The organism is Stenotrophomonas sp. TEPEL, from assembly GCF_004348785.1.
Lineage (GTDB): Bacteria > Pseudomonadota > Gammaproteobacteria > Xanthomonadales > Xanthomonadaceae > Stenotrophomonas > Stenotrophomonas indicatrix.
The window spans coordinates 2,121,077-2,140,044 of sequence record NZ_QQXJ01000001.1 but is presented as its reverse complement, the minus strand read 5'-3'; the positions used below and the strand labels follow the sequence as shown (position 1 = coordinate 2,140,044).

Annotated in this window: 13 protein-coding genes; 7 read left to right on the top strand and 6 right to left on the bottom strand. The window is 64.3% G+C overall.

The window, feature by feature from the left end:
• Nucleotides 1-140 precede the first annotated feature (140 nt).
• Both TEP_RS09640 and TEP_RS09635 read left to right on the top strand, forming a co-directional pair.
• The gene (locus TEP_RS09640; protein WP_025877210.1) at nt 141-413 is read left to right on the top strand and encodes a hypothetical protein; all 273 of its coding nucleotides are present in this window, start codon (nt 141-143) and stop codon (nt 411-413) included.
• Nucleotides 414-524: 111 nt separating this feature from the next.
• Nucleotides 525-1,280 (top strand): SapC family protein, encoded by a 756-nt coding sequence (locus TEP_RS09635; protein WP_132826497.1) that lies wholly within the window; start codon nt 525-527, stop codon nt 1,278-1,280.
• A gap of 1 nt (nt 1,281) precedes the next feature.
• On the opposite strand, the gene TEP_RS09630 is transcribed toward TEP_RS09635, so the two are convergent.
• Entirely contained in the window at nt 1,282-3,609 is a 2,328-nt protein-coding gene (locus TEP_RS09630; protein ID WP_132825141.1) for an ATP-binding protein, read from the bottom strand.
• Nucleotides 3,606-4,232, bottom strand: coding sequence for a response regulator transcription factor (locus tag TEP_RS09625; protein ID WP_132825140.1), 627 nt, complete (start codon nt 4,230-4,232; stop codon nt 3,606-3,608). Before TEP_RS09625 ends, TEP_RS09630 begins: the two co-directional genes overlap by 4 nt.
• Before the next feature lie 580 nt (nt 4,233-4,812).
• Here TEP_RS09625 and TEP_RS09620 point away from each other — a divergent pair.
• From TEP_RS09620 to TEP_RS09610, 3 genes are all read left to right on the top strand, one after another.
• On the top strand, nt 4,813-6,201 hold the full coding sequence (locus tag TEP_RS09620) for a DUF389 domain-containing protein (RefSeq protein WP_132825139.1): 1,389 nt from the start codon (nt 4,813-4,815) through the stop codon (nt 6,199-6,201).
• Between the two features lie 251 nt (nt 6,202-6,452).
• Nucleotides 6,453-9,908 carry an ESPR-type extended signal peptide-containing protein gene (locus tag TEP_RS09615; protein WP_132825138.1) on the top strand — a complete coding sequence of 1,152 codons (3,456 nt, stop codon included), beginning with the start codon at nt 6,453-6,455 and terminating at the stop codon, nt 9,906-9,908.
• A 131-nt stretch (nt 9,909-10,039) separates the two neighbouring features.
• Nucleotides 10,040-10,522 carry a DUF3653 domain-containing protein gene (locus TEP_RS09610; protein WP_317219731.1) on the top strand — a complete coding sequence of 161 codons (483 nt, stop codon included), beginning with the start codon at nt 10,040-10,042 and terminating at the stop codon, nt 10,520-10,522.
• Between the two features lie 23 nt (nt 10,523-10,545).
• Here the strand turns inward: TEP_RS09610 and TEP_RS09605 are convergent, their stop codons facing one another.
• From TEP_RS09605 to TEP_RS09590, 3 genes are all read right to left on the bottom strand, one after another.
• Nucleotides 10,546-11,046, bottom strand: coding sequence for a hypothetical protein (locus tag TEP_RS09605; RefSeq protein ID WP_132825136.1), 501 nt, complete (start codon nt 11,044-11,046; stop codon nt 10,546-10,548).
• Between the two features lie 369 nt (nt 11,047-11,415).
• Nucleotides 11,416-12,177 (bottom strand): hypothetical protein, encoded by a 762-nt coding sequence (locus TEP_RS09595; protein WP_132825135.1) that lies wholly within the window; start codon nt 12,175-12,177, stop codon nt 11,416-11,418.
• A gap of 572 nt (nt 12,178-12,749) precedes the next feature.
• The gene (locus TEP_RS09590; protein ID WP_132825134.1) at nt 12,750-13,259 is read right to left on the bottom strand and encodes a hypothetical protein; all 510 of its coding nucleotides are present in this window, start codon (nt 13,257-13,259) and stop codon (nt 12,750-12,752) included.
• Nucleotides 13,260-13,874: 615 nt separating this feature from the next.
• Here TEP_RS09590 and TEP_RS09585 point away from each other — a divergent pair.
• Nucleotides 13,875-14,231, top strand: coding sequence for a hypothetical protein (locus TEP_RS09585; protein ID WP_132825133.1), 357 nt, complete (start codon nt 13,875-13,877; stop codon nt 14,229-14,231).
• A gap of 274 nt (nt 14,232-14,505) precedes the next feature.
• Complete coding sequence (locus tag TEP_RS09580; protein ID WP_240790675.1) at nt 14,506-14,730, top strand: hypothetical protein; 225 nt, start codon at nt 14,506-14,508, stop codon at nt 14,728-14,730.
• Nucleotides 14,731-14,777: 47 nt separating this feature from the next.
• Here TEP_RS09580 and TEP_RS09575 read toward each other — a convergent pair whose 3' ends face one another.
• Nucleotides 14,778-18,515 carry an autotransporter outer membrane beta-barrel domain-containing protein gene (locus TEP_RS09575; RefSeq protein ID WP_132825131.1) on the bottom strand — a complete coding sequence of 1,246 codons (3,738 nt, stop codon included), beginning with the start codon at nt 18,513-18,515 and terminating at the stop codon, nt 14,778-14,780.
• Between the last annotated feature and the right edge of the window lie 453 nt (nt 18,516-18,968).

Sequence of the window (18,968 nt, the reverse complement as noted above, 5' to 3'; positions counted from 1 at the left end):
CGCCATGCATGGATGGGTGCCATCGGTGCGCCACGTGCCTGCATTGCATTGCAACAAAACTGCAGAAAAAGCTGGATTAAAGTGATGCCTCACGATAAATTGCGCACCCCCCGTTGCTTGCCGCCGCCCGCACCCTGCCCATGCGTGATGACAATGATCCCGGAACCCTGGAGCTGACCCTGCCGCGCAAACGCGGCCGGCCGCCCAAGTTCGGGTACGCAATGAGCGACGCACAGCGGGCTGCACGCTATAGGGCGCGGCGCGCCGGTCAGGCTAATCACGCCGATGTGCGGCATTGCAGCGACATGGTCCTGCTGGACAAGATCCGCGCGGCGGTCAGTGCGCGCGACACCGAACTGGCCGGCTTCCTGGTCCACGTACTGTGGCAGCGCTACCCGTTGCAGCTGAAATAACTGGGCGGCGGGGTGGCCGTTGTCACCTGCCTTGTTGATAATGCGGGATTCAGGTTGTTCCCGCTGGCGCGCCCGGGATGGCAGGCGCGCATGATCGACATGGTTTCCACGATGACCACCACCAGCGACACCACCACCGAAGCTGCGCCGAGCAGCGCGCCCCTGTTCTACACCCGCCCGGTGCCGCTGCAGGCAGACCTGCACGCCGATGTGCGCATCCTGCCGGGCAAGCTCGAGTTCGCTGCCGGCAGCAACTCCATCCCGCTGGTGCTGGGCGAATTCTCGCTGGCGCTGCACCACTTCCCGATCCTGTTCGCAGGCCCGAGCGCGGTGCCGATGGCCGCCGTGGGCGTGACCACCGACAATCTGTTCATCACCGATGGCCTGTGGGACGACGAGACCTACATTCCGGCCTACCTGCGCCGCCATCCCTTCATCTTCATCGACACCGGCGCGGACAATGACTTCCTGCTCGGCATCGACGAAGACAGCCCGCGCATCGTCCGTGGCGGCGAAGAAGGCCAGCCGCTGTTCGTCGACGGCAAGGCCACCGACATGGTGCAGCAGGCGCTTGAGTTCTGCGGCCAGTTCACCCGCGAGCACGAGCAGACCCAGGCCTTCTCCAAGGCACTGGTCGACAACGGCCTGCTGGTCGAGCGCAATGCAACCGTGCGCCTGCCCGATGGTCGCGAGTTCAACCTCAACGGCTTCTTCGTGGTCGACGTCGAGAAGTTCATCGCGCTGCCGGATGCGACCGTCATCGAATGGCACCGCAACGGCTGGTTGGCGCTGATCCACCAGCACCTGATGTCGCTGGGTCGCTTCAACGACCTGACCCGCCGCCAGGCAGGCCGCAAAGCCGCCTGATTCAGGGCGACGGCGCGGTTCCCGTACCCCGGGAGCCGCGCCACGTCTGCAGCTCGGCCAGCAGCTGGCGCGCATCGTCCCAGCCGGGCGGCACGCGATCGCCCAGCTCCCATAGTTCGCCGGCGCGTGCATCCATGCCGCCCGCGTTGAGCATCTGCAGCACGCCCTGCAGGCGATGCGCATGATGGCGCAGCTGTGCGGCATCGCAACGAGCGATCGCCTCGTGCAGGCATTGCAGCTCGCGATCGATATCTTCTTCGTAGGCGGCCACCAGATCGCGGGCAGTGCTTTTGACGACACCGCCGGGCACAGGCTGGTCCAGCGCCTGCAGCAGCGCATCGGCCTGCAAGGGCTTGAGCAATACCGCGTCGATGCCGGCAACCTGGCAGCGCCGCGTGTGATCGTCGCCAGTGAAGGCGGAAAGCGCGATCAGCCGGGCGCGCGGCGCACCTTCTGCCTCATGCAGCCGCCATTGCCGCGCCAGCGCGTAGCCGTCCATTCCTGGCAGGCCGATGTCCAGCATCACCAGCGGGCAGGGCGCCTGTATCTGCGCCGCCAAGGCATCTTCGGCATCGGCAGCCTCCTGCACCGTCGCGCCCCAGTGCCGCAACTGGGCGGCAATGACCTGCCGGGTCAGCGCGTGATCCTCCACCAGCAGGATGCGCATGCCGGCCAGCCGGGGCAGGGCGGACGCAGCGGCAGCGGCCGGTGCATCTTCCTGCACCTGCTGCACGGGCAGGCGAAGAATGAAGCGGCTGCCACGGCCATGCACGCTATGGACATCCAGGGTGCCGCCCATGGCCTCGGCCAACGCGCGACAGATGGAAAGGCCCAGGCCGCTGCCACCGCGCTGCCTGCCTGCATCGGCCTGCCGGAAGGGCTCGAACAGGGCGCTCATCTGCGCTGGCGCGATGCCGATGCCGCTGTCGATGACCTCCACCAACAGTGATGCGTTCTTCGTGGGCGCATCCAGCTGCAGGCGCAGTTCAACGCCGCCTACGTCGGTGAACTTGACGGCATTGCCGAGCAGGTTGTCGAGCAGCTGGCGCAGGCAGTCCGGGTCCGTTGCCAGCATCGGCAATGGCGCCTGCGGTGCGCAGAGCTGCAGGCTGAGCGCCTTCTTCTGCGCGAGGGGCGTAATGGCCTGCAGCGCCTGCGTGCAGATCGCAGGGACGTCGCAGGGCACCTGCTTTGGCCGGAAAGTGCCGCTGGCCAGGCGGGAGAAGTCCAGCGTGCGGTTGAGCAGTCCGCGCAATGTCTGGCTGGCGGTGGCCGCGGCGGCTACCAGTTCGCGTTGCCCGGCTGGCAGTGGCGCCTGGCCCAGCAGGTCGATCGACGCCATCACGGCCTGGGCGGAATTGCGCACCTCATGGCTGATCATGCCCGTCATCTGCGCCTGTTTCTGGTCAAGACCCTGCTGCTGGCGCAGCCTGCGTACAGCCAGCAATGGGAATGCCAGCAGCAGGGCTGCGGCGGGCAACAGCCAGAGCACGGCGCCATCGAGGCCTTCGCGCACCTTCTGGCCGAGCGCGGCCGGCAGCGTCTGCCGTGCCCAGCGCTGCAGCAACTGGGCATGCTCTTCGATGGTGATGTCATCCAGTGCCGCCTCGATACGATCAAGCAGCGCCTGGTCTTCGCGCCGGGCAAGCAGATGCAGCTGGGTCGAAAAATCGGCATCCACCGTCTGCAGCCGCAGGCTGTGGGAGAAGTGACGCCGTGCTATCGCACCTGCAGTGGATTCCAGGCCGATCGCAGCGTCGGCAATGCCGGCATCCACGGCAGCCAATGCCGCCCGCATGCTGGGGTGCGGCAGCACAGGTACCGCAGGGTGATGCTGTGCCAGCCACACCGGGTAGGGGCCTCCTTCAACGGCGGCGATGCGCAGCGTGCCGAGATCGGCAACCCGGCGTGGCAAGCGCTCGCCAATGCGGCCGGCGAGTACGCTGGCACCGCCAGGAAAACTGCGCGAGGGCGCCAGGCTGGGGCAGGGCAGGCGCGCCGCATCGTCAGCACCCATCGCCAGCACAAGATCGGCCCGCCCTTCACAGACCGCGGCCATCGCGGCGAGGGTGCTGGGAAAAGGGACTTCGACGAAGGTCAGGCCGGAATGGCGGGCCACGAGCGCGGCATAGCCATGCGCCAGCGTCTGCAGCACCTCAGGGTCGGCCGCATCTTCGGGCACAGGGTGCAGCGTGGGTGCCGCGGCCACCCGGACCACGCGCCCCGCTGTCCACTTTCCGTGCTGGATGTCGCCCGCGGATGTGCAGGGAAGCAGGGCAAGCAGTGCCAGCAGCAGGAACCTGCGGCCACGCGTGAACAGCGCGGTCATAGCGCCTCCAGCTGCTGCCGTATCGCGAAGATCTCCGCATCATTGCGCAGCCCCAGCTTGCGCAGCGCGGCAACCTTCTGCGTGCTGACGGTCTTGATGCTGCGGTGCCGATGCCGGGCGATCTCGGAGACGGTGAGCCCGTCCAGGACCAACCGGATGACCTCGCGCTCGTTGCGGCTCAGCGCATCGCCGGGCGTCAGCAGCTTGCACGATGGCGGAATGCGGCAGAGCCCTTGGGCCACGCGCACGACCGCGTCGGACAGTTCAGCCAACGGCTCGGATTTGCCGACAAAACCGCTGATTCCAGCATCCAGCAGATGGTTGATGATCGCCACCGAAGTCTGCCCGGCAAAACCCAGCAGCGTTACCCGCGGCAACGCCTGCCGCAGGTGCTGGACGAGCTTGGTGCCGCTGATGTCACCGGGCGCCAGGGTGATGTCGATGATGGCCACATCGGCATGACGTTGCTGCAGCGCCTGCACGAACGCCTGGCTGTCACTGTGGCTGGCGACGATTTCGAAGCGGCTGTCGTTGCCCAGGTGGAAGGCCGTGCCGCGGCGGACGACGTCATGATCATCAAGCAGGGCCAGGCGAAGCCGGCGCGGTGCAGGGAATCCGTTCATGCGCAGGAGTGTTGTCAGCGCCCAGTGGCGTGGCGCTCATTCTGGCGCCGCTGTCGCGTCGAGCATCGAAAACGTTCGATTTTTGAGACTTTTCCTAGAGCGAAATCAGCAAAAGGTGGGGCTTGCGTCGCGATCGACGCTGAGTGGGGGCGGCGCAGCGGCCTGTTGCGTCTGCCGGCTTCTGGAGCGTGTCCGCCACCACGGGCGGGACGCCCGTCATCCAGATCAACACCCGACGCAACACGCCGGAGGTCGGCGTGACTGAGGGGGAAGGGGGTGATTAGTGTGACGCATCACGCTGATGACGTCTCAATGAGGCACATTGAGCCTGGTCCTATTGGGAAAGAAGGGGGACGAGCGGAGCATCCGGATATCGGCCTACGTGGCACTGTGCGAGCACCGCGATGTCTACATCTTCCTTCCACTATCTGAAGCAAGCACCGAGTGGTTTCTGGCTGGTAATGCGTGGATCGCAACTCCTGGCAGGACGAACTGAAGTCTGCGAGGCCAAGCGCGTCCTTGAGCTGTTCGAGCGAATCCATGGCCTGGACCCGTCACAGCTGTCGTCGGGACTCAAGCAATGAACCTTATCGGCGGCCTTGTCAGGCATATCATTGATCATGCCGTTTTCCGTTGGCGCCTCCTGCGGGAGCGGCCACTGCAGCGCGTGGATCACTCGGCAGTCGTGGACAACGTGGTCGATGCAGGCGGCCTCACTGCCCGCTATGCGTTCATGGCAGTCATGTCGTGCGGTATCGCCATCCTCGGGCTGCTGCAGTCTTCGGCAGCCGTGGTCATTGGCGCGATGCTGATCTCGCCATTGATGGGCCCGATCGTGCAGCTTGGGTTCTCGCTCTGCGTGGTGGACTTCCACATGATGCGGCGGGCACTGATGGCCCTTGCCGCTGGCGTCGCGTTGGCGCTGGGGACTGCAATGTGCATCGTGTGGGCGTCGCCGCTGCAGGAGGCGACCAGTGAGATCCTGGCACGTACGCAGCCAACGCTGTTTGACCTGCTTGTGGCGATTCTCTCCGGCTTGGCCGGCGGGTATGCCGTGATCACCCGGAAAGGGGAGGCCATCGTGGGTGTGGCCATCGCGACCGCCTTGATGCCGCCGCTGGCCGTGGTTGCATTCGGTTTGGCAACCGGCAATTTCCAGGTTGCAGGTGGTGCGTTCTTTCTGTTCATGACGAACCTGCTCGCGATCGCCTTCAGCGTTACGCTGATCGCCAAGTGGTACGGGTTTGGCCTGAACAACTCGCCGCAACATACTGCCTGGCAAGCCACGGTGATCGTCGCCACGTTCCTCCTGCTCGCAGTTCCGCTGGGCGTCGCCCTGCGCAACATCAGTACGCAGACATGGGCCGCAAACCAGGCCCGTTCAGTCGTTCAACGCTATCTGGACGCGCACCAGGGTTCAATCGAGCTCATCAACGTGCAACGCAATGACCAGCGCTATCGGGTGGAACTGGTGGCGATGGTCCCTCGTTACATTCCCAATGCGCAGCATGAGCTGGATGCCCGCATTTCCGCACGCCTGGGCAAGCCAGCGACTGTTCGCATACGGCAGACCCTGGAGGCCAGCGACAGCGGCCGACGCGACCGCGCCGATCTGGATGCACTGCGCCTGGAAGTGAATGCGCTGACCCAGCAATCGGCGAGGTTACGGTGGCAGGCCGACGCTGCCACCATTGCAGACGTGCACCAGTGGCTTGGTGACAGGCAGGCCCACGTGGCTGTCGACGGCCTTCAACAGACCATTACTGTCGCGCTGTTGCCCACGCCCGAGCCAGAGTCGTTCGAGCTTCCTCAGCAGGACGCCTTGGATGAGGATGAGAGCGTGCAGCTTCGCAGGGGGTTGTCTGCCGCATTTCCGCAATGGCGCATCCAGGTTCTCCGGCCCCCGGTGGGTTCGAGGGGCGAAGGTTCGCAAGCCGCAACCGGGACGGTAGAGCCGCCTGCTGCCTGAAATCGAAGCGCTGCCGAGCGTCCTATACGTCCGGGGGCGTATAGGACGCCGCCTAAAAGCGTCCATGAGAATTCCGCAAACAATTGATTGCAAAGGCTTAATTCAAATCCTGGCGGCACTGCGAATAGGCCGTGTCCGATGGGGTTGATGACCCTCGCTACCTACTCTGAATCCGTCGCCGAACGTCCCCTGGACCGGCGGGTAGGCCACCAACGGCCTTCACCAAGTCCTTTACCTGACGGAGAACGAGCATGAACACCATCTATCGCATTGTCTGGAACACCGCCTTGGGCAAGTGGGTTGTGGCCTCGGAACTGGCCCACGGCCGTGGCAAGCGCACGGCGCGCCGCACCGTGTTGTCCTGCCTGCTTTCCGCCTTGCTGGTGACGTCGGCGGCAGCAGCGGATGCAGTGCCAGACGTTGCCTGCCCAGTTGTCGACAACGAAGTCGAGACCTGTGACGTCGACGCATCGCCCAGCATGGGGACGCTGTTCGCCGATGCCGACCCGGTGAACGGTGCGCAACTGCGCTCCAGTGTGCAGAGCATTGCTGATGCGTTTGGCGGCGGAGCCGCTGTAGACCCGGATGGGGTGCTGATCGCTCCCAGCTATGTCCTGGGTGGCACAACCTACGGTAACGTCGGCAGCGCATTGAATGGGCTGGACGCACGAATCACCGACAACGAGCAGGCGATTGCCAACATTCCAAACGGCAGCCGCTTCATCGCCGTCTTCGGCAACACCGGCACGGCCGCTGCAACCAATACCGGGCCGAACTCGCTGGCTGTGGGCCAGGGCGCGTATGCCAGCGGCAATGGCGCCAACGCGTTCGGCGCGACCGCTCGCGCCACCAACAACGGCACGCTTGCGGTTGGCGTGGCCGCCAACGCCAGTGGGAACAACTCGACCGCGATCGGCCTGAATTCTGCCTCGTCAGGCGGCAATACGGTGGCCATCGGCACCGGCTCCCGCGGAACTTCGGGGTCCGCTACTGCCATCGGCGCGTCGGCCAATGTTGCCGGCAGCGCGTCAACGGCCATCGGCTACTACTCTGCCATTGGCAGCAACAGCGCCAATGCGGTGGCGATCGGTGCAAGCAGTGCCGTATCGGCGAATGTCAATAACGGGATGGCCATCGGCGCCGGCAGCCGTGTAAGCGGCGCATCCTCAAGCGCCCTGGGCTATCAGGCGCAGGCGACTGCTACGAACGCCGTGGCCATTGGCGCCGGCGCCATCGCCGACCGTGGCGATACGGTGTCGGTGGGCGCAGCCGGTGCTGAGCGGCAGTTGGTGAACGTGGCCAATGCCACCCAATCAACCGACGCGGTCAATCTGGGCCAGCTGCGCACCGCCACCAGCAGTGTTGCAGCTGCACTGGGAGGCGGAGCAATCGTGGCATCGGACGGGTCTCTCTCTGCGCCCAGCTACACCGTAAATGACGTGGCCAGCGGACGCCAGGAAACGGTGGACAATGTCGGCTCGGCCCTGGACACCCTCAATGGGAGCATCGTCAACGTCGACGCACGCATGACGACCCTTGTGGACGCCATCGATGCGGGCACGGTCGGCCTGGTCCAGCAATCGAACGCCAATGCCGACATCACCGTTGGCGCCGGCACCGGCGGTGGCCGCCTCGACATCCGTGGCGCCGCTGGCGCCCGCTCGCTGGATGGGCTCGCCGACGGCGTAGTCGCCGCGGACAGCCTGCAAGCCGTCAATGGGCGGCAGCTGCACGCCACCAATGCGCAGGTATCCAGCAATACCACCAGCATCGTGGCGCTGCAGGAAGGTCTGAGCGGCGCAACCCGTTACGTGAAGGTTGTGGGCCGCAATGACGGCAGTGATGACGCTCAGGCAGTTGGCTTGGGGGCGGCGGCGTTCGGCCGTGCGGCCCGGGCGAGCGTTGCAGATGCCACCGCGATCGGCGCCGGCGCAGTGGCCGCTGCGATCGAGACCGTGGCGGTGGGTGCCGGCGCGCAGGCGACCGGGGAGAACTCTGTCGCACTGGGTGCGGGGTCGGTCGCTACCCGCGACAACGTCGTTTCGTTGGGTGCTGGCTACCAGTTCGGCAACGGCAGCCGTCAGCTGATCAACGTTGCCAACGGCACCGAAAACGCAGATGCGGTCAACGTGCAGCAGCTGCGCCCCGTCGTGGCGGCATTGGGCGGTGGTGCCACCATGAGTGCCATGCAGGGCATTGTTACCGGCCCGCGTTATGTGCTGCAGGGCAATGACTACAACAACGTTGGCGATGCGCTGAATGCGGTGGATGGCTCGCTGACCGCTCTGGACGGCCGTGTTGCCGTCAACGAGGGGGACATCACCGAGATCAACAATGTGCTGAACAACCTTTCCGGCGGCGCCGCCGGCCTGGTCCGCCAGGCTTCGCCCAGCGACGTGGTCACGGTTGCCGCTGGCAGTGGTGGCGGCAGCGTTGATTTCTCCGGTCTTTCCGGCGCGCGCCAGCTCAAAGGCGTGGCCAACGGGATCGAGGACGCCGACGCAGTGAACGTCTCGCAGCTGAGCGCAGCCATCGAGGGCGTGCGCAGTGGCGATACCCGCTATTTCAAGGCGGACGGCGAGGGCGACGGTAGTGACGACGCGTGGGTGTCGGGGCAGGGCGCAGTTGCCGCTGGCGCGAACGCCCGCGCGGCAGGCGAGGGCTCGGTTGCCCTGGGGCAGGGGGCGCAGGCCTCGGCAGACAACGCGGTGGCGTTGGGTGCCAACTCAGTGGCCGATCGTGCCAATTCGGTGGCCGTGGGCGCTGCAGGTGCCGAGCGCCAGATCACCCATGTAGCCGATGCCAGTGAGGACACCGATGCGGTCAACCTGCGGCAGCTGAAGGCCGCGGGCCTGATTGGCGATGGTGGCCAGAGCCTGGATGCCGTTGTCTACGATGTCGACAGTCAGCGCGGCCGGATTACGTTTGGCGGCGCGGCAGGTACGGTGCTGGGGAATGTTGCCGACGGGCGCATCGGCCAAGGGAGCCGTGAAGCGGTCAACGGCGGCCAGATCGCCGCACTGCGGGATGAGCTCAATGGCCAGATCGGGCATCTGGATGAGCGTGTGAGCCAGGTGGAGAACGGCACTGGAAGCGGTGGCAAGGACACACCTTACTATGACGCCAACGCGGCCGATGGCGCAGCAGACGGGGCATCTCCGCTGGTAGGCGCAGGAACCCCGGCTACCGCCGCAGGTGCCGGTTCGGTCGCTGCAGGTTCTGGTGCCGATGCTTCCGCTGCGAACGCGGTTGCGCTCGGCGCCGGCTCGCTGGCCGACCGGGACAACACGGTCGCCGTTGGGCGCGAGGGTGGCGAGCGTCAGATCACGCACGTGGCACGCGGTGTGCGCGACACCGACGCCGTCAACGTTTCCCAGCTGAACCAAGGGTTGAATGACGCAAAGGCTTACGCCGATTCACGGGTCCAGGACGTCTGGGAAGGACTGAATGACCGCGTTGACCATGTCAGCCGCCAGGCCAACCGCGGCATTGCCGGTGCCGCAGCCTTGATCCAGGTCACGCCTTATCTGCCGGGCAAGACGGTGCTCAACGCCGGCATGGCCAGCTACCGCGGAGAAACGGCGCTGGGTGTCGGCATCTCTCGCTGGAGCGACAATGGCCGGGTCAACATCAACGCGGGGGTCTCTGCTGCGCGCGGCGACCGTCCCATTCTGCGATTCGGTGTCGGGATCGTGCTGGGCGACTGATCCCGCTCGCCACTGCGGTGGGAGGAGGAGTGCCGCGGCCTCGCATCAGTGAGGCCGTGGTTTGATCTGTCTGGATCGGGCGTTTGTAGAAGCTAGATCACGCGGAGGGGCCGGTAGCGTGTTGAACATTCATGGGCTGGATAGAACATAATATACATTATGCGAAATGCTATGTAGCCGACACAGACTCCGCCGCTGGGCCGCTTTCGTCGGTTCTACTTGGGAATGGCTACGGCTCTGGCTCGGCTCTTGCCTGCCTGTTCGTCCCCATGGATCTAACCGGCCATTGGGCCGGTTTCGGCTTTCAAGGCGGCCACATGTTCACTCCCGAAGGTCACCAGCTGGAACCCGGCGACATGGCCTGGTGGTCGCTGACCTGCAACATCGCCCGGGAATGGCGGCTCATGATGGCCGAGGCTCGAGCCGAGGTAGCCAGCCGATCGGTACTGCCTCGAAAGGCTTGCGCTACAACGAAATCCAGCGTCATCTACCTAGCCGAAGTGCTCAGAATCCGCAGAGAACGGCGGTTGGGCGTGGGTGTATCCGGCCCCGGCGCCGAGCCATCCAATGTGGTCTATATGAGCCGTGGGCCGAGGCCGCGACGGCGCGTGTAAGGCGTATACGTAGGGCGCCGCCCCTACACCCCGGCCTGCTCCCATTTCCGGGCCTCAGCTTCTACCCAGGCTGGCCGCTGGTGCCAAATTTCCATGAGCAATTGAGTGGCCTCTAGACTTGGCCCATCGGGAAGTTTGCCAAGTCTTATGCGATTGATCATCGCAGCGAGCAGCATGTAAATCGCTGCTGAAGGGTCAATCTTGGTCGATCCGAAAGGATCTTTCGCGTGCTTAATAGCGTTCTTGGTGGCGTAGAGGAATTGCCACGCTGCCTTTCGCTCCAAGCCAAGCCCTCCGTCGTCCTCTGGCGTGGCAGCCCAGTCCACCAGTGAGTCGATGGCTCTCGGCTGATGTTCCTTTGTCCACCCAAGAGTGGAACTAATCAGTGCGCCATAGATCTCCTCCGCAACACCTGACAGTGTGACGATTACGGCGGGATGTTCCTTGGTCAGAAATGCCCTGCAAGCAGCGTCGAAGTGCGCATCTGCAACTTCCAATTTAGAGTACTCAAACTCATCACTCATATGGGCTGCACCTCAGCCATTCGCCCTTGGCATTTCGAAGCTGCTCCCAGCCGTTGCTTAGCCGGCGCATTGCCGTCCCGCCCATGCAGGCGGCGCCCAGTTGCTTCGCCTCCGAGCTGCCGTAGGCAGGCATACGAACAATCTCGGTCGATGGCGTTGGTATGCCCTGCCGACGTGCCTCGCCTTGGATCAATGATCGCTCGATCTCGGTGCAGTACAGGCGGATACGCGGATCGACGTGTTGCTGGCATTTGAGTGGCTCGGCGCCGAGGTTGCTCGCCTTCGGCGATGCGGGCGTGTGGTTGGGTAGTGGCTGCGGCCCCGTGGCCGAGCGCATTTGCTGCGTATGCAGGGGTGCTGCAAGCAATGCTAGAGACAGGATTGGGCCCAATCGGATGTCCATTTCGCCCCCAAGATTCGTGGGCATGGTATCTCATTCCTGCTGCGCCGTGATGCGTCACGATAAATGGAGGGTGGACGGAATTTCTCCAGGGTCAACCGCTCAGCTTTTCTTTGACGCGATACCAAAGCCCCTTGCGAGGTGCGTCGTTGATGACGACCAGAGAGGACCGTGCCTCGATAAGAGATATGAAGTGCATGAAGGCGGCGCAGGCCAAACTGGCGAGGATCCCGCCGCACGCCAAAGTCGTGAGCCTCGCCCAAGCCCTGCCTGCTTCCCGTGATGATAAGCGCAACGCCTAGTGCGGCAAGCGCTACATAACCACCAACGCTCATTACCATCTCCACCTCCAGCCAGAAGGCGTTCGCGCGGCGCTTCTTTGACCATGTCACGGCCTGCCCCGTTTCATCCATTTGCAAAAACTCTGCACTCATTGCAAGTCGACGCAGCCTCTTTGACGGCCAGCTCAATCGAGCAACATGGCGGATCAGTTCCGCAGGAATGGACGCCCCATATCGGTGCTGGATCGCCTCCTCCAGCCAGAGATTGGAACTCTCCAGACTGTCAGCTTTCCAGAATTCCAGAAATTCCTTCCGGCGTTGACGGCGCGTTGCGATCAGCGCAAATAGTCCCTTGACCAGAGGCGCTGCCGCGAGCCCGCCAAGCACGGCCATCGCGATCAAATCCCCATCCTTCACTACGCGTGAAATCTCAGTGGCGTCCAGCGTCATCTCCTCTCGTTGACAGGCGTCTGGCAAAGGTGACCATTTTCGCCTCAAGGAATCGCAAAACCTGAGACAGCGTGCGACTCTCTGCGTTGTCGTGTGCTCGTTCAGACATTCATCGCGTAGCCGCCCGTCGAAGAATCGCCTTGCCAGCCTCAATGGCACGCCCCTGGTAGATCGGCTTGATCTCCCCCCACCAGACTCCATGAACGATCGGACGCTTAGCCAGCCATGCAAGAGCGGGCCACTTCCAAGCCAGGTTCACTAAGAGAAGGAGGGCTGTTGAGAGTGCAATTGATAACGTGATCGACTGCCCTGCTGCCGGCCACGGAGCTGTTCCCGCCCACATTCTGAGTAGCCAGGCTATGCCCGCTGGCGGCCTCAAGAGAAATTAGATCACTTTGCATGCAGGACATCCCGGAAGTGGCCGAACATCCGTGTTCTTCGGCATCCTGACCTCGGCACCTTCGATGGCCCGGGTACGGAATCGTGGCGAAACGTCGCCAGACATCCATGCCGTCTCATTGCCGGAATTTGGCCAAGCCGTAGGGTGGTGGGCTTGCATGAACTATTGGGGGCTATGCTAACTGCCCCTTCCGATACATATCTTGCGCTTTTACAAGCTGAGCCCGAACCTCGTTGTTGCAGACCAAGGCCGAATCGTGAACCACTTGATCATCTTCAATTAGTGAGCGAAATCGTGGCGTATGATGGACGAACGCGCTGCGACCTGCCTTATCTCGCCAGCTGAAGATCTCTTCCCATAGCAAGGATGCCTGCCTTTCAGCACCGATCAGCTTTGGAAGGAACTCTGTGAAAAGACTGTCGTAGCAGTTTAGTGCCAGCCGGACCTGCTCCGGCTCTTGCGAAAGAACAAACTGAGTTTTCTCAATCTCTCGCCTTGCAGCAGAGAATAATTTGCGACTTTGCTCGACCTGCACCAGTAATTCGGATTTGTCTCGATCAAAGGCCAAGCTTGACTCCAGGTCGTGAACACTAACAGAGTGCTTGAAAGCCCTAAAACTGATGTAGGCAGATGCCAGGCTGACTATCAACGCCAAGGCTGCAATTGCGTCTGAAGTTCCCATAGACTCCTGACTATCTGTTGACTGACCTCGTATTGCCGCTCGATCTTAGGGCGAACGGGGGCGGCAAACAAGCGATCGTACAACCTGGTCCCGTGGTGGGATCCAATGCCGTCTAGGTCTAGGTGGATCGAGCTAGGCGACGATAAAGAGCGTCTAACCAGTCCCGACTCTGCCGACCAGCTGTCGCATCTGCCACACCCTTGGGACCGCAAGATGGGCGGCAGCAACAACGTCCCCAGTGATTGGCGATAGCCGACAGCCCTTGCAGGCCAAGCCTCTAGCGCCCCTCCCCGCCATACAACGATTCTGAAAACGTCGAAAACGGTGACGGCATTGCCCTTACTGTATTGGCATCGCGCGCAACCGGGCGTAATTCTTTCCGTGCCACCTAACACCGGTGGTCGGGGCTCGAAATCCCGGTTCTATGCTGATGTTTACGCTTGCCAGTCGGCACCACCTCGGCGTGGTGCCGGCTGGCAATCCGTCTGCCGGCTATGGCGGGCGGTGCGTGGGGGCCTCGTGCCCACCGGTTCCAGCGTAGACCGGATTTCGAGCCACGCATCGTCCGCCACCTTTATCGGTGGCGGCTTCTGCCTGCACGCAAGGAGCCCTGCCATGACCACGCCCTACTCCCCTGCCCCACAGCCCATCCACGAGGCATCCTCGGCCGGGCCTGCCGTGGACCCCAACACCCTCATCGCGCTGCTGCACAGCATCGGCTCGGGCGTGGCCGCCAACGGCCAGCCCTGGCCAGAGCGGCATCAGCTGCGTGGCCGGCAGATGGCGCTGGCCGATGCCGACTGCTCGCTTACAGGCCTGCGCGTGGTGCTGGAGGTGCTGCTGGCGGCAGAACGCACCCGCCAGAATGGTGAGCCGGAGCAGTACGTCGGCGACCGGGTGATGGAAGGACTGATCATGGCCGGTTTGGGGCTCGCAGCGCACGCAAGTGAACGGCTGCAGCCTGCAGACTGAAGGATCACTTCGGTGGGGCCTGAAATGAAGGTGCGCCACGGGGTGATGTGGGCGCTCTTTCTGGCGCTGGTCGTTGCAGTACAGATCCATTCGCCAGAGCCTGTTGAGCCGGAAGTGCTCGCTTACCGCGACGTATCCGACGACACATTCTGGACGCTGCGCCGCCACGCTTCGGTTCGCAGAGGCGCGGGCACGGGAGGGCTTCGCGTTCCTGGAGGGGACGCCCGCTTCGGCTTCGTTCCAGATCCTGTGCAAGAGTGTGCCGGTGCTGCACGTGGAGAGGCAGCCGCCCCTTCTGCTGATCCAGGTTGCGCTGGGTGCCGAGCAACGGGCGCCGGCGATCTTCCCGCTGCAGGCCACGCTGCAATGGTCACTGGTGCCGTTGAGCTATCTGGAGCAGGTACTGTCTGGCGTGCAGGAACCTACGCTGCAGGATCGGCTGCTGCTGAACCTTGCTGGCGATGTACCTGAGGATGAGCGGTGTGGCGTACGGCAGTAGAAGGCCCCCCGGCTTGGCGTCAGCCGGGGCGGCACGGTGCGCTGGCTTTACCAGCGCACCTGCAGGCCGACGTTGCCGAAAGCCACGTCCCGGCTGACACCACTTCCATTGCCCAAGGAGCGCTCGCGGCCACCGGATACCTGCAGCTTGAAGCGGTCATTCAACCGGACGGTAATGCCAGCGCTCAACGACACTCGGTTTCCGCCTGCTTCCAGCGGAATCTGATCCTTGTCGGCGTACGTCACCGCCGAGCGCGCATCCGACGCGTGCCACACGTCCGCTGCGAGGTACGGCGCCCACTGCACGCCACCCGCGCCCTGGAACTGCCAGCTACCGTTGATGCCCAGCCGCCCGCTCAGGCCCTGCGAACTGCCAAGCGCTACGCGGCCTGCAGCGTCCTGCGCTGCGTCGAAACGCACCTTCTGCCAGACCAGCTGGACCTCCGGCTGGAGCGTGAACTGCCCTTTGCCGGCCTGCATGACAAACGGATGGCCCGCCTCGAGCGACGCCAGGTAGCCTTCGCCGTGGGTATCGAGGCTGACCGGCCCCGCGCTGGCGGAACCGCCGTAGCGCGTCAGCTGGACGACGGCATCCAGATAGCCGCCGCTGCTGCCCGCGCCCGTCAGGGTGAGGCCGGCACTGGTGGCGTGCAGGTCAACGCTGCCGGTTGCGCCACGCACATAGCGGGTTCGCTCATCGTTGGTGTAGATGCCCTCGACCTGCACATTGCTGCTTGCGTGCGACAGGTAGCCGCCCGCCCGCCAGTTCGCGCCTGCCGACGCGGCCGCCTGCCAGAAGTCACTTCCGACCTGCAGTGCATCCAGCCTGCCCTTCGCTTCGGGCGCAACAATGGAGTCGTACCCGTTGTGCAGGGTGCGGCCTGCCACCCGTGCCCAGGCAGCATGACGCGTGTCGCCGGTGGCGGCGGCCTCTGCCCTGTCACGCCGGTTGCCCATTGCCAGTGTCCCCAGCTCCTGCGCAAGCGGCTGGACGGTGCCGTAGGTCGCCAGCTCGCGGCCGAAGATGGGCATGGCCACCGGAGGAACGGGGTCGGCCGGATGGGTCGGATCGACAGGGCCGACCGGCGGCTGCACGACGAAGGCGTTGCGCAGATACCAGTTCTCGGCCGACTTGCCCTCCAGGTCGCCGCGGAAGAGGCCGTACCCGAAGGCACCATTTCGTGCATGGTTTCCGAGCTTGAACGCATCAGCCGACGTGGTGCCCCCATTGATGGCGGCAACCACCAGGATGCCATCGCCGAAGGTGTGGCCTTCCGAACCGCTGGTGTTGTGAACGCGCACGGTGGTGCTGCCGCTGGCGACGCCGCCATCGATCACCAGCTGGCTGCTGGGCGATGCGTCGTCGCCCAGCCAGGTGTTCAGTTCCAACTGCCCCTGCTGGCCAACGTAGTTGCCGTGAATGGTCAGGCGGCCATAGTCATTTCCGCTGCCCGGACGAATGACACCGGCATTGACTACATCACCATGAATCGTGCCGTTGCCACTGAGGGTGGCATTGCGGGCCACTTCGGTTGCCGAGCGGATGCTGCCATCGACCTGTAGTGCACCGGCAAGCACGCCGGTGGCGCCGGTGTATGTCTGGTCATCGGCGATGCGCAGGGTGCCCGTACCCATCTGCACCAGGCCGCCAGCGCCGCTCACGGCATTGCCCAGCACGAAGTCGTCGCTGCGATTGAATTCCAGCCGGCCTTGGTTGTTGATTGCACCCACCACGCTACCGGTGGTGCCGCCGTTGCCCACGCGCAATGCACCGGCCGCGATGAACGTGCCGCCGGTGTAGGTGTGGTCGCCGTCCAGCACGGTGGTGCCCGAGCCGACCTGGCGCAGCGCACCGTCGCCGCCGACGCGCGCGGAGAGCAGGAACGTGTCGTTGCGGTCGACGTCCAGATGGGTGCCGCTGGCCAGGCTGACATCGCCAGCCAGCGTGCCGCGTGAGCCGCCATCACCGACCTGCAGTGTGCCAGCCTCCACCCGGGTGCCGCCGCTATGGGCGACGTTGCCGGACAGCACAACGGTGCCGCTGCCTGCCTGCAGCAGCTCGCCGCCGCCGGAGACGTTGGCGGACAGGGACATGCGGTCACCACGGCTGAGGGTCAGCCGGGCGTTGTTGACGATGTCGCCGGCCACGTTGCCGGTCGTACCGCCATCGCCAAGCACCAGTTCACCCTGTTCAATCCGGGTCGTACCGGTATGGGTGCTGTCCGCGGTAAGGGTCAGGGTGCCATCGCCGCGCTTGATCAGCTGGCCGCCTTCCCCATGCAGGGCGGTGGCCAGGGTGACCGCGTTGCCGTTGGTGTCCAGAACGGCGCCTGCGGTACCCAGCGCCTCCAGTCGCGCAGAGATGTCTTCGTGGCTGCCAGCAGCCCACTGCAGGCCGCCGCCATCCAGCACGATGCTGCCGGTGCCCAGGTTGCTGCCGGACTGGAATCGGATCAGGCCTTGATTGACGCGCGTGGACCCGCTGTAGGTGTTGGCGCCGGTCAAGGCCAGCACGCCCTCGCCTGTCTTGGTGAGGGTGCCTGCATTGCCCCGGACCTGGCCACTGACGGTCATCAGGGCATCACCGCCATCGACGCGGAACACGTGCTGGCCGCTTGCCGCCAGCACCACCGGTACGTTGACGACCATGTCCTGCCCTGCGGCACGGTTGCCCAGCACGCCATCATTGAAGGTGATCACGCGGGTGCCGGCGCCAGCGCCGGCCAGGATGCTGCCAGCACGCAGCGCACCACCCTCGAGGGTGATGTTCGCGGACACAGTGCCGGTGGTGCCGGTGCGGTTGCCCATGGTGATGCTGTTGGCAAGCACGCTGCCGTCCTTGCCAATGTTCAGGCGCCCGTTCGAGCCGCCGGTGCCTGCGGTGCTGCTTCGTGCACCCAGCATGATGGTATTGGCCTCGAGCACACCCCGGCCCAGGCTCAGGGTGCCGTTGGCAGCGCCATTGCCATACAACGCGCCCGCAATGTTCAGGGCGTCCACCTTGGCATCAATCGTGCCGCGGCGCAGGTCGACATTGCCGGTCGCGTCGCCGTAATTGCTGCTGTTTCCCGTGCCGATGTTCCAGGTGCCCACGGCGCTGTTACCGTCCGAGCCCCGCAGGGTGAGGGTTCCCTCCGTGACCGAGTCCTGGAACGTCAGGGTGCCGGAACTCTGGTTGCCTCCAAGGATGATCCTGTCCGCATTGATCGTATTGTTCTGACCCAGGCGTACAGTGCCCTGATTGGTGGCATTTGCGCTGATGCTACGCCCCACATCGCCGATGCCGAAGTATGAAGCACGGATGAGGTTGCTACCCGAGGCCAGGGTGACGGCTCCGGTAGTAGCACCGGTCTGGTTCCAGGCGCCGCCGATAGCGCGCCCACCCACACTGTAAACACCTTGGGCATTATCGAAGACGTAGTTCGAAAGGCCACTGAGGTCCAGATTCTGCGTGCCGCGATTCACGGTGCCGCCGATACGGAACGAGTTTGCCTGCTGGATCAGCGTACCGCCCTCGCCCCGGACAATACCTGTCGCGCCGTTGGCAACCAGGATGTTGTCTACAACGCGGGTTTCATCGGCAATGTCCACCGGAGCCGCGGGAAACTGCAATGTCTCGGCAGCGGCTGCGCCGCTCCACGCTAGCGCGATAGCGGTCGCCAGCTGCAGCGGGCGCAGTGAAGCACGTCGACCCGCCTTGACGCGCGCGCGGCGGATGGCAACTTCGGAGGCGGCGAGCCATCGACCGGCGGTCGCATCCCAGGCGATTGCATGACTATTGTTCATGAGGCTCTCCTCGAAGTGAGATGAATGCTGGAGGGCGTCCTGAAGCGTTCGAAAGAACGGAAAGGGAGCACTCAGCTGACACTTGAGAGGTTAGGGAGGACCGCTTGGGAGCCGAATCGGACTCGTCCCAAAAACGTTGGGATAGGGGCCAGGCAGGCAGGCGTGTTCAGCGTCCTAGAAGCCGTGCGCCGGCCCGGCCAAAGGTGGCCCCGGTGGGGCCTGACGTTCGCTGAATGGCCTGCGCGTGGTGCTGGAAGTGCTGCTGGTGCCGAACGCAGCCGCCAGAACGGCGAGCCGGAGCGGTGCGCCACGGGATGATGTGGGTGCTCTTTTTGGCACTGGTCGTGGCAGAGCAGATGCATCGGCCGGTGGTGCCGATGCGCTATCTGGAACAGGTCCTGGCTGGCGTGCAGAGCCAGCAGTACACCCCCCCCCGCCTCAGCCACCCTGCCC